This is a genomic window from Sphingomonas sp. Marseille-Q8236, assembly GCF_965112005.1.
The window spans coordinates 1-13,850 of sequence record NZ_CBCOPO010000003.1 but is presented as its reverse complement, the minus strand read 5'-3'; the positions used below and the strand labels follow the sequence as shown (position 1 = coordinate 13,850).

The 13,850-nt window shown below is 61.5% G+C and carries 12 protein-coding genes and 1 pseudogene; 9 read left to right on the top strand and 4 right to left on the bottom strand.

All coding sequences use genetic code 11. The features are described from left to right. Positions 1-31 precede the first annotated feature (31 nt). From ACWPWT_RS19030 to ACWPWT_RS19000, 7 genes and pseudogenes are all read left to right on the top strand, one after another. Positions 32-1,084 carry a type IV secretion system protein gene (locus tag ACWPWT_RS19030; RefSeq protein ID WP_241769379.1) on the top strand — a complete coding sequence of 351 codons (1,053 nt, stop codon included), beginning with the start codon at positions 32-34 and terminating at the stop codon, positions 1,082-1,084. A gap of 440 nt (positions 1,085-1,524) precedes the next feature. After that, a complete protein-coding gene (locus tag ACWPWT_RS19025) occupies positions 1,525-2,202 on the top strand; it encodes a virB8 family protein (RefSeq protein ID WP_043061486.1) in 678 nt (225 codons plus the stop codon). Between the two features lie 214 nt (positions 2,203-2,416). After that, entirely contained in the window at positions 2,417-3,211 is a 795-nt protein-coding gene (locus ACWPWT_RS19020) for a TrbG/VirB9 family P-type conjugative transfer protein (protein ID WP_043061500.1), read from the top strand. Between the two features lies 1 nt (position 3,212). Next, positions 3,213-4,523 (top strand): type IV secretion system protein VirB10, encoded by a 1,311-nt coding sequence (gene virB10, locus ACWPWT_RS19015; RefSeq protein WP_061780303.1) that lies wholly within the window; start codon positions 3,213-3,215, stop codon positions 4,521-4,523. A gap of 1 nt (position 4,524) precedes the next feature. Next, complete coding sequence (virB11, locus tag ACWPWT_RS19010) at positions 4,525-5,547, top strand: P-type DNA transfer ATPase VirB11 (protein WP_043061310.1); 1,023 nt, start codon at positions 4,525-4,527, stop codon at positions 5,545-5,547. Positions 5,548-5,559: 12 nt separating this feature from the next. Next, the gene (locus tag ACWPWT_RS19005) at positions 5,560-7,473 is read left to right on the top strand and encodes a type IV secretory system conjugative DNA transfer family protein (RefSeq protein ID WP_061780304.1); all 1,914 of its coding nucleotides are present in this window, start codon (positions 5,560-5,562) and stop codon (positions 7,471-7,473) included. Positions 7,474-7,575: 102 nt separating this feature from the next. After that, positions 7,576-7,939 (top strand): annotated as a pseudogene (locus tag ACWPWT_RS19000) (transposase); the annotation flags it as partial. Here the strand turns inward: ACWPWT_RS19000 and ACWPWT_RS18995 are convergent. From ACWPWT_RS18995 to ACWPWT_RS18980, 4 genes are all read right to left on the bottom strand, one after another. Further along, complete coding sequence (locus ACWPWT_RS18995; RefSeq protein WP_043061311.1) at positions 7,911-8,687, bottom strand: hypothetical protein; 777 nt, start codon at positions 8,685-8,687, stop codon at positions 7,911-7,913. The pseudogene ACWPWT_RS19000 and the gene ACWPWT_RS18995 sit on opposite strands and share 29 nt — an antisense overlap. After that, positions 8,672-9,151 (bottom strand): hypothetical protein, encoded by a 480-nt coding sequence (locus tag ACWPWT_RS18990; protein ID WP_043061312.1) that lies wholly within the window; start codon positions 9,149-9,151, stop codon positions 8,672-8,674. The genes ACWPWT_RS18995 and ACWPWT_RS18990 overlap by 16 nt, the downstream gene beginning before the upstream one ends. Before the next feature lie 119 nt (positions 9,152-9,270). Then, complete coding sequence (locus ACWPWT_RS18985) at positions 9,271-9,918, bottom strand: abortive infection system antitoxin AbiGi family protein (RefSeq protein WP_043061332.1); 648 nt, start codon at positions 9,916-9,918, stop codon at positions 9,271-9,273. Positions 9,919-9,971: 53 nt separating this feature from the next. After that, positions 9,972-10,598 carry a DUF2026 family protein gene (locus ACWPWT_RS18980; protein ID WP_043061313.1) on the bottom strand — a complete coding sequence of 209 codons (627 nt, stop codon included), beginning with the start codon at positions 10,596-10,598 and terminating at the stop codon, positions 9,972-9,974. A 303-nt stretch (positions 10,599-10,901) separates the two neighbouring features. Here ACWPWT_RS18980 and ACWPWT_RS18975 point away from each other — a divergent pair, with 303 nt between their 5' ends. Both ACWPWT_RS18975 and ACWPWT_RS18970 read left to right on the top strand, forming a co-directional pair. Next, positions 10,902-12,503 (top strand): SIR2 family protein, encoded by a 1,602-nt coding sequence (locus ACWPWT_RS18975; protein WP_206362708.1) that lies wholly within the window; start codon positions 10,902-10,904, stop codon positions 12,501-12,503. After that, positions 12,500-13,850 (top strand): argonaute/piwi family protein (locus ACWPWT_RS18970; RefSeq protein ID WP_454281012.1); only part of this gene is annotated, 1,351 nt, incomplete at its 3' end. The genes ACWPWT_RS18975 and ACWPWT_RS18970, both read left to right, overlap by 4 nt.

The window sequence follows — 13,850 nt, the reverse complement described above, 5'->3', positions numbered from 1 at the left end:
TGTCGGTTCGCAATATCAGGACGGGTTTAGCATGGCCGCTCCCAACATCATGACGTTGTTCACGACCATGTATGGGTACGTGGAGAGTGCCATTGCCGGTGCCGTCGCGACCTTCGGTTCGGGCCTTGTGAGCTTCGTCGCGGCGCCGCTTGCACTTGCGGCCACGATCTACTTCCTGTTGCTCGGCTTCGCTGTCCTGCGGGGTGCTATCCAGGCGCCACTCCGGGAGCTCGTGTTCCAAGCTGGAAAGGTCGGCTTCGCGCTCGCGGCGGCCAGCGCGGTCGGCTATACGACCTTTGTCGTCAACATCGCGACCGACCTGCCAGCCCAGATCATCGCGGCAGGGTCGGGGACGCCAGTCACCAATCCGGGCACGACGTTCGATACCTATGTTGCCGACACCGGCAAACTCGGTCAGCGAATGGTCGACGCGAATACAAAGGTCCAGGCGCAGGCTTCGCGCGGCCTGACTGACTTCCGGACGCCGCTCATTCAGCTGACGTGTTCATTGGTCACCTATATCTGCATCGCAATCCTATACGTCTTTGCGTTTCTGTCGGCGTCGATTGGTTTCTGCATCGTCATCTTCGCCAAGCTGTCCGTTTCGATCTGCGTTGCGCTCGCGCCACTTGCTCTTGCCTGCTTACTGTTCAACTCCTCGCGGTGGCTGTTCGATGGCTGGTTGAAGCAGACCACCAACTTCGTTCTCCTGATGGTCATCATGGCGATCATGACGAAATTCATCACCGGCCTGCAGGAGGCCGCGATGGACGGCATCCTGGGTTCAATTGGCGACGGTACCATCTTTGTCACCACCGAGAATACGTATCTGACACTCAGCGCCGGGGTCATGGTCGTGGCGACGATCTCCTGCTCAGCGATCTATATCGTCGGCTCGATCTTCTTTTTTCAGTCCCCCGCCATCGCCTCGGGGATCGCCGGCGGCGCCTCGTCCAGCGGCCATGGCTTTCTGATGACGGGTGCGAACATGATGGCCAATCGCCTGATGTTCCGGCGCGCGACCCAGGCTGCCACTCCAGCCAATCGGGCGGCGAGCGGCGGTTCGATCAATCGCGCGGCATGACCATAGCGATGAGCATCGTCCAGATCGGATCCAGGCCGCTGGATCCAGCATCACCAGCATTGGAGATCGTATGAGAGGCTTAGCCCTGGTGGCGATCGGCACGATCGCGCTTAGCGGATGTGCCGGCGCGCAACTCAAGAAGCCGGCGGTCTGCGACGGCAAGCATCGACGGCCAGCGAACGCCTACGGCAGCGTTCTTCCGACGCTGCCGATCCCCGTGCCTGTATCGCAAGCGGCGGCACGATCAATGATCGCCCCGCCATCCGGCTCCGCGCCACCGCAACAGCCTGCGTCTGCCCCCGAGATCCCGACGCTACGAGGCTCGGGCACGCCTTCCTCATCGTCGGGCCGCGAGATCCTAGGTCCGGCGGCCAAGCCCCGCCTGTCAAACCGGATCGTCGCTCGATCCTACCTTCCATGCTGATCAGGGGGACGACGCCATGCCGGCGGTGAAGGCCGAGAAGAAGGACGAGTATTTTCAGACGTCACGGACCTGGGAATACGATCGCTTCCGCGCTGCCGCAGGACGCGAGAAGCTCGCTTGGATCATCGCGGCAGTCGCGGTGGTATTGGCGATTGTCGCGGTGGCCGCCGTCGCGATGCTGACCCCGCTCAAGACGGTTGATCCGTTCGTGATCCGCGTCGACCGATCCTCGGGTGAAACCCAGATCGTCACGGCCCTGAAGGGACCGCAGCCCCGCACCTACGATGAGGCGGTCAATCGCTACTTCATCGCGCAATACGTCCGGCTACGGGAGGGCTGGCTCAACGATGCAGCACGCGAAAATGCCTATGCCGTCATGCTGATGAGCGATCAGAACGAAGCACAGCGTTATCTGAACAGCGTCCAGTCAAGCAACAGGAATGCACCGTCCAATATTTATGGTGACAAAGGCTTCGTATCGATTTCGATCCGGTCGATCAGCTTCCTCAGCCAGACCGTCGCGCAGGTCCGCTATTCCAAGATCATTACCTACGGACAGAGCGCTCCCATCGCACAGAATTGGAACGCCATCCTGACCTTCAAATTCACGACAGCCCCCGAGCATGAGAAAGATCGCAACATCAATCCGCTCGGCTTCCAGGTCGTCAACTATCGCTCTGATCCGGAGGCGTGACATGAACGAGCCATCGAACTCCCGGGTGAACCCGGATCGTGTCGTCGTCCCGTTCCTTCCGGCGCTGCGTCGGAGGGTCGAGGAGCGGCTGTCGCCTTCGATGAGCAAGCTGACCGTGACGAAAGCGGGCGCGACGAGCCGGTTCTGGCGAGGGATTGGAAGGATATGGCATCGGCTAGTCGCCTTCTCAGCGGTCGGGCTCATCGCGTCGACGATGATCCCTCGTCCCGCGACCGCCTCTGAGGTCCCTCGCCCGGGGTCGAAGGACACCCGGTTGCGAGACGTCAATTACGATCCCGATCAGGTTGTCTCGATCGTCGGCAGTTTCCGCCATGCCATCGAGATCCGATTTGGACCCGGTGAGACGATCACGCAGGCGGCGCTCGGGGATACGGTATCGTGGCAGATCGCGCCGGTCGCCAACATCGTGTTCCTGAAGCCCCGGGAACGCGCCGGGCCCACCAATTTGATTGTCGTCACCAATGCGGCAGGCGTGGCTCGCACCTATCACTTCAATCTCTCGTTGGGGACGGCCGGCACGATGTACGGCGTCCGCTTTCGTTATCTGCGCGAGGAGCGCGCGGTCGCCGCTTTGCAGGCTCAGGTCGCAGAGGCGCAGGCCGCCAAGGCGATCGAGTCTGGTATTACCACAGCGGCGCTCGACCATGCCGTGATCGAGGGTCAGCGGAACCTGAACTATACGGTGCAGGGCGACGTGGCACTGCAGCCTAGCGAGGTATCGGACAACGGTGAGTTCACTGTTCTGCGATATCCGGGTCATGCCGACGTTCCGTCGATCTTCGCGGTCGACGTCGATGGTACCGAAACCATCGTTCCCTACGACGTGCGCGAGGATTTCGTCGTGATCCATGCGGTGTATCGGGAGTTGCGGCTCCGTCGCGGCACCGCCGTACTGTGCATCTTCAACGAGGCCCCTCCCCGCAACGTCCGGGGTGACCGGACCGGCACCGTGTCCAACGTCGTCGAGCGCAAGGTGAAGGACCAATAGCATGGCCGAGACCATCATCGATCGTGGCGGGTCGATCGGCCCCGAGCCGATCGCATCGCAACAGCCGGACACCATGGTGGCGCGTAGCGGCGGCTGGGGGAATATTGCCCTTCTGAGCGCTGGGATAGGGCTTGTCGGCGCAATTAGCGGCATAGCCATCGGGTACGGTGCCTTTCATCGACCGGTGAACGCGACCAACGCTGCCGCGCCTGCGAAAGCTAGCGATCGCAGCGTTGACGAGGTGATGGCCAATCCAAATGTCCAGCGCGCCGCGCTCGCCAATCAGCTCGGCCAACCTGGCGCTCCCGCAACCGATATCTTCGGTCGTCCCATCACGCCGGCGACACCGACGGTCGACGCGAGCGGCAATGCGAATCCTGCGGCGGGTGTCGTGGCGAACCAGGGTCCGACCGCAAGTGGCCAACAGACGCCCGCTCAGCGCCGCGCGGAACAGGCAAGGATCATGGCGGATGCAGCGCGCCGATCGCCGATCATGGCGTTCGGTGCGACGGGTCCGACCCCCGAAACATCCGGATCGGCAAATGACGCGACGAGAGCTTCGCAGGATCCCGGTGGGGTCCAAGATGGCAGCGACCTCCAGACCGGGCGGTCGATGGTCGCTCGTCGTGATGTCGGCGCGAGCGGCTTCAATGACCAAGGCGAAGGCACTGCAACGGCAAAGGGCGCTACGGACCTCGGCGACCAGCTGAGCCATTCCGGCATTCAGACGGTGCGCGCGACGATGGTGGGCGACCGCAGTCTCCTCCTCAGCGCCGGAACCGTCATCCCTTGCACGCTGCAGACGGCGATAAACTCGACGCAGGCGGGCTTTGTGTCATGCGTCATCAATCACGACGTCTTCTCGGAAAACGGCCGCATCGTGCTGCTCGACAAAGGCACGAAGGTGCTCGGCCAGTATGCAGGCGGGATCACGCAAGGTCAGGCGCGCCTTTTCGTTCTCTGGACCCGGGCACTCACCCCTCGCGGCGTCGCGATCAACCTTGGTTCGCCGGCGTCTGACAGTCTTGGGCGCGCGGGATTGCCGGGCGGGGTTGATACACAATTCTGGTCCCGCTTCGGCCTTGGCCTCGTTATTTCGGTCTTGGAGGACGCCTCCAACATCGCGAGCCGGGCGGTTCAAGGGGAAGGAACCTATTCGACGCAGGTTCCGGGCAACACCGCCAATACCGTTCTTCAACAGACGATGCAGATCAGGCCCGTCTTGAAGAAGAACCAAGGCGATACGGCGGCTATTTTCGTCGCGAAGGATTTTGACTTTCGGTCGGTCTACGAAGTGCGCCTGAGGCGCTGATATGGCGTCGGGTTCAGCCTCGCTGCTCTACGCTCATAACGCGGCGCCGATCATTCGCCATCTGGAGCGCGCCGACGTCACAGAACTCGTCATCAACGAGCCCGGCCTGATTGGACTGGAAACTCGCGCGGGTTGGGAGTGGCACGAGGAGCCTTCGCTCGACAGTTCGTCTTTGATGACGCTCTCGCGGCTCATCGCCGGCTGCACCAAACAGGATGTCAGCGCTGAGTATCCGATCGTATCATCGGTCCTTCCAGGCGGTGAACGAGCGCAGGTCGTCGTTCCACCCGCAGTCGAGCAAGGCTTCATCTCGATCACGGTACGCAAAGCATCCGGTGTCTCGATGGACCTCGACGATTTCGATCGGGCCGGTCTTTTCAGTGAGGTGCGTGCCAAAGGGCTTCACGAGGAGATCGATGCGGCGTTGCTCGCGCGGCGCGCGGCCGGTGATTGGAAGGCGTTCTTCCGACTGGCCGTGGAAGCGAAGAAGAACATTCTGATTTCCGGCGCCACAGGATCGGGCAAGACCAGCTTTTCGAAGGGGCTCATCAAGCTGATCCCCGACCATGAGCGGATCCTGACGATCGAGGATACGCGCGAGCTGGTCGTGCCGCAGCGCAACCGCGTCCACATGATGTACGCCAAGGACGGCAAGGGGCTGCAGAAGGTCGGGGCAAAAGAGTTGCTGGAGTCTGCCCTTCGCATGCGCCCTGATCGCATCCTCCTCCAGGAGCTGCGCGATGGAACGGCGTTCTTCTACCTAAGGAACGTCAACAGCGGTCATCCCGGATCGATCACCACCGTCCACGCCAATACGGCCGAGGGCGCGCTCGAGCAGCTCACGCTCCTGGTGAAGGAGTCGGACGGCGGAAGCGACCTCGACCGCCATGACATCAGAGCATTGCTGCGGTCGCTGGTGGACATCGTCGTGCAAATGGACCGGCTGCCCCCGCGAGACGGGCAGCCTGCGCGCTATCGCATGACGGAGGTGTGGTTCGATCCGGCGGGTAAGCCGCGAGACTGAGGAGGGTCGCGCGTGAGCGGCAAGTGGGTCCGGAGCAGCGAAGGGTCGCAACCCGGCGCAATCATCTTTCTAACGGTGATCGGCCTTGCGTTCAGCGCGGCGATCGGAGCCGTCGCAGTCCTCTGCCGCGCGCATCTTCTCAGTGCCAAGACACCGTGGCTGAAGGTCCCGGCGGCCCTGTGGTCGATGCGTGCCTATCCGATCATCTACAAGCCGTTCATCGTCGGTTTCGGGATCGGACTGGTGCTCACCGGATTTCTGATCGCGTCTTCGCTCTTCCGGCGGCAGACCCTCCATGGCGAGGCGCGCTGGGCGCGGCCGGGCGAGGTTCGCAAGGGCAAGCTGCTCGGCAAGGCAGGCATCGTCCTGGGCAAGTTCGGCGGAAAGGTGATGCGCTTCGACGGATCCGAGCACGTGCTGCTCGAGGCTCCGACCAGGGCTGGCAAGGGCGTTGGCGTCATCATTCCCAACCTGCTCGACTGGCCCGACTCCCTAGTAGTTCTCGATATTAAGCAGGAGAATTGGGACAACACGGCCGGCTATCGCCTGAAGGAGCTGGGCCAGCGTGTCGTCCTGTTCAACCCGCTTGATCCATCCGGACGGACGGCTCGCTACAATCCGCTCAGTTATATCGATCGTCGCAATCCGGTCGAGGTGATCAACGAACTGCAGAAAATCGCGGTCATGCTGTTCCCCGATCCGCTGACCGGCGACAAGTTCTGGGCCGAGGGGGCACGTACGGCGTTTCTTGGCGTCACGGCCTATATCGCTGCGACGGCCGACGATGGCGAAGACGCGCTCCCCTTCACGTTCGGTGAAGTCTACCGGCAGTTCGCAGCTGGCGACGCGCAGCGACGGTTCCCGAAGATCATCGAGCAGCGCAAAGCGACCGGGAAGCCGCTGTCTGGGGGCTGCGAATCTGCCATCCGTGATTACACGTCGTCGTCGGCGAACACGTTCACGGGGCTTCGTCAGTCGGTGACGGCCAAGGTCAATGCGTGGCTGAACCCCTATGTCGATGCCGCCACTTCGGAAAGCGACTTCGATCTGCGCGACTTCCGAGATGAGCGTATCTCGCTGTATCTCGGTGTCTCGCCCGACGACCTCGATCGCGCCGCGCCGATCTACGGCTTGCTGTTCCAGCAGCTCGTCGACCTGAATGTGCGCGAACTGCCAAAGGGAGATCGGCACCGGGTGAAGGTGCTTCTCGCGCTCGACGAATTCGCCAGCCTCGGCAAGTGCTCCGTCCTGGCGAACGCCTTCAGCTACGTCGCCGGCTATGGTCTCCGGCTGCTTCCGGCCTTCCAATCGATCGAGCAGATCCAAGGCGTCTACGGCGACAAGGTGGCGGCCGACATCGAACGCAATTGTGCCGTGCGGCTCATCCTCCGCCCGGCAGGGCTGTCCGATGCGAAGAATATCTCCGAGCAGCTTGGCACGTACACGTTCAAATCACGATCGCGCTCGATAGGGACCTGGGGAGGCGGGGGTGGCTCCACGTCGCTGTCCGATCAGCGCCGCCCGTTGATGCTTCCCCAGGAGGTTGAAATGTTGCCAGAGGACGATCTCATTGTCTTTCGGCGTGGCATGTATGCGACCTATGGCAAGAAGGTTCGATACTATGCCGAGAAGAAGCTCGCGGCACGCACACGGATCGCGCCACCTGCCATGCCGATGATCCGGCTCGATCCCGCGGTGGCCCGCAATAGCTTGAGGGTCATTCAGGCAAGCGAGTCCGGCGCGGAGGACGCTGCTGCGATTGCCGCTTCCGGCCTCGCGTCGCCGAATTCAACCCATGGGAGCTCTGATCAACGGCGTACCTTGCTCAGTCGTACCGCCGTGGACGCAGCCTTGGCTGTGCCTCCAAGCGCACGAACAAAGGAGCTGTTCGATCATCTGATCGCACTCAACATTCGGGTCGCTTAGTTTCTCGGCAATCGCCGATGGCCAGATAATTAGACCCTCAAAGATCAGCATGGGCGACGCGATCCCACACGCGGTCATTCACGACTTTTCTTCGGCCCGAGCTTCTTCATGACCGCGGGCCAGGTCAGCGATTACACCGGTGCGGCGGCGCTGCTCGACGACCCGCACAAGGGCGCAGTGGCTGCTCAGTGATCGCGGCTATGACGCCGTCGGGTCAGGAATGCTCTTAACGCCAAGGGCATTAAACCCGGCATCCCGCGTCGAAGGTCGGGTAAAGAGTCGCTCAGATACGACTAAGCCGCATCGAGATCATGTTCGGCCGTCTGAAGGACTGGCGCCGTGTCGGCTCCCGCTACGATCGGTGCCCAAACGCCTTTTTCTCCGACGTCGCCTCGCGGCCACCATCATCTCCTGGCTGCGATCAACGAGTCCAGACCCTAGCTACTCCCCCCAGCTAGGTCGATAGGACGCCAAGTCGCACCGTTTCGCTTCGCGAACCGTGAAAAGCTTTCCGGAGTGTGACGCTCGATCACGTTGGCTTCATAGTCGACTACAACGAAGATTGGGTCTGCGGCGTTCGGGACCACGTCGCCCACGGCAAGCAAATAGGAATGCGTCAGCCCCCCGTAGAACTGCATGGTGATCATGACACAGCCAGGTTTTTCGCCCTCCGGTGTCTTGGTGGCGACCAGGAGCAGATGATGGTGTGCGAGCACCGGGAAAGCTTCGGTAAATTTCTTGGCTTCCTCGATCGAAAGCTGAACGACGCTGCCAGTTCCGTAGCGCGCATAGTCTCGGGCGCTGGCAAATGCTGGCGTCCGAACAGCTGCGTCTCCAAACAGATGAGCACAGACGTTTACGCCTATTTTGACCAGCACTCTGTCATAGGCAACGGGATCCATGGTCTGGCGAAGATGGATTCCGGGCGTGTCGGTACTGATTGAGGTGGCGTCAGCGGGGACGACGAGCTTCGGGTGGTTTTGACGGATTAGGGTTAGCAGGCTGGCGACAGCCTCGACATCTTCCGCCCGGCAAGTCATCGCCCCCCTGCCCCTACGAAAGACACGCGCGGTAAGAGTTCCGGTTGTTTCGGTATTTGGGTACTCGAGCGGCTCGAGCCAGACGGCCCCGCGCGGCGCTGCTGCGGCGCTGTCGACCTCGCCCGGCTGGTAAGCGACGCCGTCCCAGCGCAAGAAAGTCAGACGGTAACGCACCTCGACACCGTCCCGCAGCTTTTCACAAAGCGTAAGCAGGTCGGCGAGTGCCCCAGATCGCGAATCAACTCGTTCGCCGACGCCGCGTCGGTCGCGCTGACAGTCATCCGTTCGGGCGGTACGTAGTTCACTTGCGGCCAAACCATTGACTGGCCTCCGCTGCCAAGCTCCTGTTCAAGAAGCAGACCGGACTGTGGATCATCAAAGTAACTGACCGGCGCGTAAATAGAGGGCGCGGCAGTCCTTTTGCCCCGCTTTCGTGACCGGGTCTGCTTGAACAAGCGGGCGATCGCCAGAGGAGAGGCGCGCATTACCTTCGTTTCCATGGGAGAGAAAACGTCAGTATTGCAGACCCCGCAGACGACATCCTTCAGCAACCACTTGCCGTCGTCACCGCCCATGCCCGCCGGGACGACGTGCTCTTCAGTATAAGGGCCGTCGGAAGGACAGTAGATGCAGGTCACGCTTGATCTCCGTGGTGAGCAAAGCTTGTCGGTCGTTCCGTGCAGTCTCGCCTGCCGTGCCGACAACGCTTACATCCAGACAGCGCAACCGATTGAGATCCGTTTCAACACCCAAGCGCTCAGCCCGACAACGCCATCTCGATCCTGTCTTCGCTCCAGTAGGGATCGATGAACGGACACTCGTAGCTCGGGCCGACATGATCGAGCTTAGCGGAGGCGAAGAAGCCTCTGGCGGCATCGTGGAGCGTTTCGGGAATAATTAGGAACGCCGGTTCCGTCTCTGCAAACGGTAGGTCGCCGACGTGTCGCCACTCGCGCTCCCACTCGAAAAGGTAGGTCGAGACACCATAGGTGCCGGGCAAGTCCACAAAGGGCGCCAAATTCCAGACCGGAGCGGCCGGATCGCCGGCTGCGCTATGGACCAGGGCATTGATCGCCTGCGCCTGCGGCGTATCCTTATAGGCATAGAGGATCGGCCCGCCGCCTCGCTCGACCAGAAACTCCTTGCGAAAGCCGATCCCGTGCTGACCTCGCGCGTCAGCCAGGCGCTTGAAGTGATGAAGCGGCACCTCACTAAAACAGACCGAGCGCTTGGCGTGCGGAAGATGGCGTCCGGCACCGAACGCCTTCATCGCGACAATGCGCCGCTCGTACAGGATCGCAATTGCGTTATCATAGGCCGATTTGAACTTAGACTCCTTGGCGAAGTGGACTACGTATTTGGACATGTCCTTCCATGCAGGATCAATTGTGCCGATCAGCGGCATCGCAGGGGCCATGGGCTAGGCGAACCGGAGCGGCATCGTGCAACTGCCATGGCTTACCAAGCTCCTCGCGCGACGGTCGCCGGCAGCCGCAGGTCACGAACCAGCCCGTCATTGCTGCCGATCGTCAGCGATGGCTTCTGCTTACCTCGACGCGTGCCGAACCATGTTTCAGCGATGTGGATAATATCGGTGTTGATAGGCCGGTCTAGGACGTGATCGATCAAGCGCTCGCTCAGCTCCGGATCGGGCATCGTAAAGTAGTCGCCGGCCTTCTTTAGCTGGTTGAGGTCGGGTGCTTCATCGGATAGCCGCTTCTGCAACATTCGGCGTGGAATGGCCACTTCCTGCTGCACGTCCTGGAACGCTTCTTGGTACAAGGGAGACATGAAGTCGATCACGTGGGTCTCGGTTTGGACCCACATGTGGAAGCCGTCTTCGTCGAACTCTACGGTACCTCCCCCATCCCGCCCGAAGAACATGACCTTCTCGGGTTCGACGCATAGCGCAAAACCTCCGGCTACCGCCCTGGCCGGTATCTTGTAATGCTTGTTCAAGATTAAGGCGCCGATGCAGGCAAAGAGCGTGCACGCCTTGCCGGGATTGCCCTCGTCCTTGATCGTGCCGTGGATCACCTGATGGATGCGGTTGAACTCGGATAACGGAAGCAGAAAAGTGCTCATACAGTCTTATATGTGATCGCCCCAGGCCAGTGCCTAGAGCTGACGGCTTCCTGCGGCACTGACGAGAACCGGCAGATTTCGAGAAGCGGGTGTTTTGGTTCAGTCCGACCGATCTCACAACGCTGGCTGCCTCTACTTTACAGGCGGCCTGAGTTGGCTAGCGTGGCCCGGGAGGGGAATGGCTTGGCACCTGAGATAGATAGTGATGACTTCGCACGGCGCTTCGCGCTGCGACCTGGTCAGCTCATGTGGTTTCTGGGCGCGGGTGCGTCTGTCTCTGCGGGCGTGCCCACCGCATGGGACATGATCTGGCAGTTCAAGCAGATCCTCTATGCGGCGCAGCGGCGGGTGCCGCTTTCGACCATCGCCGACACCGGCAATCCGAGTGTGCGTGCGTTGCTCGACGCCCATGTCAGCGGATCGGGCAGCTTACCAGTCCCCGGTGCTCCGGACGAATATGCGGCGCTATTCGAAGCAGCTTATCCCGCCGAGAAGGACCGTCGAACGTTCATCGATGGCATGATCGGCGGCGCAAAGCCTGCTTATGGCCACCTAGCGCTCGCTGCCCTGCTAAAGGCGGGGCATGCTCACCTGATCTGGACCACCAACTTCGATCACCTCGTCGCGGATGCCTGCGCACAAACCTATGGCACCACCAAGTCGCTCAGCGTCGTGGCCCTTGATGCGCCTGATCTGGCAGCCGAGCAGATTGCAGCGCAGCAATGGCCTATCGAGGTCAAGCTGCACGGCGATTTCCGGTCCCGCCGGCTCAAGAACACACCCGACGAGCTCAGGCAGCAGGATGCACAGCTCAGAGAGGTGCTCGTCGATTCCTGCCGCCGATCCGGTCTGGTCGTCGGGGGGTATAGCGGACGCGATGCGTCCATTATGGATGCGCTCGAGGCAGCACTCGAACGCCCCGGCGCCTTCCCGGGAGGCTTGTTTTGGCTGCATCGCGGCGAGGAGCCACCCTTCGAACGCGTCAACCAGCTGCTCGAACGCGCCCAGGCGGTTGGCGTCGACAGCGGGCTGGTCCGTATCGAGAATTTGGACGAAGCGCTTCGCGATCTCGTGCGTCTGTTGCCTGACCTCGACTCGACAGCGCTCGACAGCCTGGGTCAGAAGCAACGCTGGTGGACAGCCGCCCCGGCGCTGACCGGCAAACATAACTGGCCTCTCGTCCGACTAAATGGGATCGAGGTCGAATCCATACCGACAAACGCCCGCCGCGTCGTTTGTGGAATTGGTGGGGCGGCAGACGTCCGGGATGCAATACTCGCGGCGAAGGCTGATCTGATTGCTACCCGCACCAGCGGGGGAGTCATTGGGTTCGGCTCGGACCAGGAGTTTCGCCGCGTCTTCGCCCCCTACGATATCACGGACTTTGATCTGTCCGTCTTTGAGGATCGGCGACTGCGTTACGATTCCGGTGAACGAGGCCTGCTGCGAGAGGCGCTGGTTCGTGGGCTGTGCAGTGTACATGGGCTTGATGCCCAGCGGCGGCGCAACGTCCATATCCTGGCACCGCACGACCCGGCAGATGAGCATTGGGGGTCGCTGCGCAGCTTGGTGGGACCGCTCCAAGGTCGGATCGACGGCGGCAAGGTACGATGGCGGGAGGGAGTAGCGGTCCGCTTGGATTGGGCGGACGACCGCTTGTGGCTCTTGGTTGAGCCCCGGATCGATACGGACGACGATGGCTCAACCGCAAGCCGGGCCAAGGCGGCCGACTTTGCGCGCGAGCGAACAGCGCGCCGCTACAACCGGGATGCGGATAAGCTCATCGATTTCTGGACGGGACTGTTTGCCGGAGAGAATGTGCGGGCACTGGGGATTGGAGATGGGATCGACGCTTCGTTCGCCGTCGGGCGACGAACCGCGTTCTCGTTCAGGGTGACGCCATGAGCAGCGAAATTTCGCCCCACGTCTGGTATCCGGAGCCGGAACTCCTCTTCCATCCTGAGCGCAGCGGCGATCGAGATATTCATCCGCTACGCGGCCTCAAGAGGTTTGGTCCCTTTTCCGCCTCGCAGGTGCCCAGTCCCATTCGGGTTGCCACCATTGCGCCGGCCGGAGAGTCCACCCGCCTGTTCGGCTTCATGCAAGAGCTCCACCGGACGTTTTCGCCACGTGAACGAACCGATTATCTTCCCGAGTGGCCGGGCTTCTCGGCCGTGTTCAACACGCGGGTAACCGCGGCACCGGCCAAGTGCCGTGTCGAACTTGAGCCGGCACTGGACGCCGATCTCGCCGCGAGCCCGGCGCCGCATACTCTGCTGGCCGACCGCCTTATCCAAGCAGTTCGCTGCTTGGAGGCGTTTCGCACGGAGTTCGACGTTCTGTTCGTCTACCTGCCCGATCGCTGGGAGGCCGCCTTCTTCGGCCACGACGATGACTTCGACCTGCACGACTATCTGAAGGCCTTTGCAGCAATTCGCGGGATGCCGATCCAGATCGTGCGTGAAGGGCGCGCGCTCTCCTATTCATGTCGAGCGAGCGTGATGTGGCGTATCGGCCTCGCAATCTATGCCAAGGCTGGCGGCATTCCTTGGAAGTTGGCTGACACCAAGGCGGAAACGGCCTTCATCGGCATTTCCTATGCCGTTCGTAATGACGACAGCGGTAGTCCACGTTTCGTAACCTGCTGCAGTCAGGTTTTCGATGAGGACGGCGCCGGATTAGAATTTATCGCGTTTGATACCAATGAAATTCAGGTACAACGGGAGAACCCGTTTTTGTCTCGTGCCGAGATGTTCCGAGTGATCACGCGGTCGCTCGAACTCTACAGGCGACGACACGGGGGACGCTCACCTCGACGCGTGATGATCCACAAGACCACCGAATTCAAAAGCGACGAGATCGCTGGTTGCTTCGAAGCGCTACCGGTCTGCGAAGCGGTCGATCTCATCCAAGTCGTTGATGAGGTCGGGTGGCGTGGTGTCTGGTGGGAGCAGGACCCCAACAATCCACGCCGCAATCAGGCCGCCGCATATCCGGTCAAACGGGGAACGCTGGTACAGCTCGGCCCACGAGACGCGCTGCTTTGGATACACGGCGCGGTAGACGGCTTGGGCAAGCGGCCGCACCTTCAGGGCGGGCGGGGAACTCCCAAGCCGATCCGGCTTGTGCGCCACGCCGGACATGGCTCGTGGGATGACACGGCTATGGCGGCATTGGCGCTTTCCAAGATGAATTGGAACAACGACGGACTCTACGATCCCCTACCCGTGACCATGAGCTACGCCAAGGTCC

Excerpts from the sequence above, each read along its gene's own strand:
- ACWPWT_RS18975 (WP_206362708.1), top strand. The coding sequence starts at position 10,902 with ATGATCTGGCAGTTCAAGCAGATCCTCTATGCGGCGCAGCGGCGGGTG.
- ACWPWT_RS18980 (WP_043061313.1), bottom strand. The coding sequence starts at position 10,598 with ATGAGCACTTTTCTGCTTCCGTTATCCGAGTTCAACCGCATCCATCAG.
- ACWPWT_RS19020 (WP_043061500.1), top strand. The coding sequence starts at position 2,417 with ATGATCCCTCGTCCCGCGACCGCCTCTGAGGTCCCTCGCCCGGGGTCG.
- virB11 (WP_043061310.1), top strand. The coding sequence starts at position 4,525 with ATGGCGTCGGGTTCAGCCTCGCTGCTCTACGCTCATAACGCGGCGCCG.
- ACWPWT_RS18985 (WP_043061332.1), bottom strand. The coding sequence starts at position 9,918 with ATGCCGCTGATCGGCACAATTGATCCTGCATGGAAGGACATGTCCAAA.
- ACWPWT_RS19025 (WP_043061486.1), top strand. The coding sequence starts at position 1,525 with ATGCCGGCGGTGAAGGCCGAGAAGAAGGACGAGTATTTTCAGACGTCA.
- ACWPWT_RS19030 (WP_241769379.1), top strand. The coding sequence starts at position 32 with ATGGCCGCTCCCAACATCATGACGTTGTTCACGACCATGTATGGGTAC.
- virB10 (WP_061780303.1), top strand. The coding sequence starts at position 3,213 with ATGGCCGAGACCATCATCGATCGTGGCGGGTCGATCGGCCCCGAGCCG.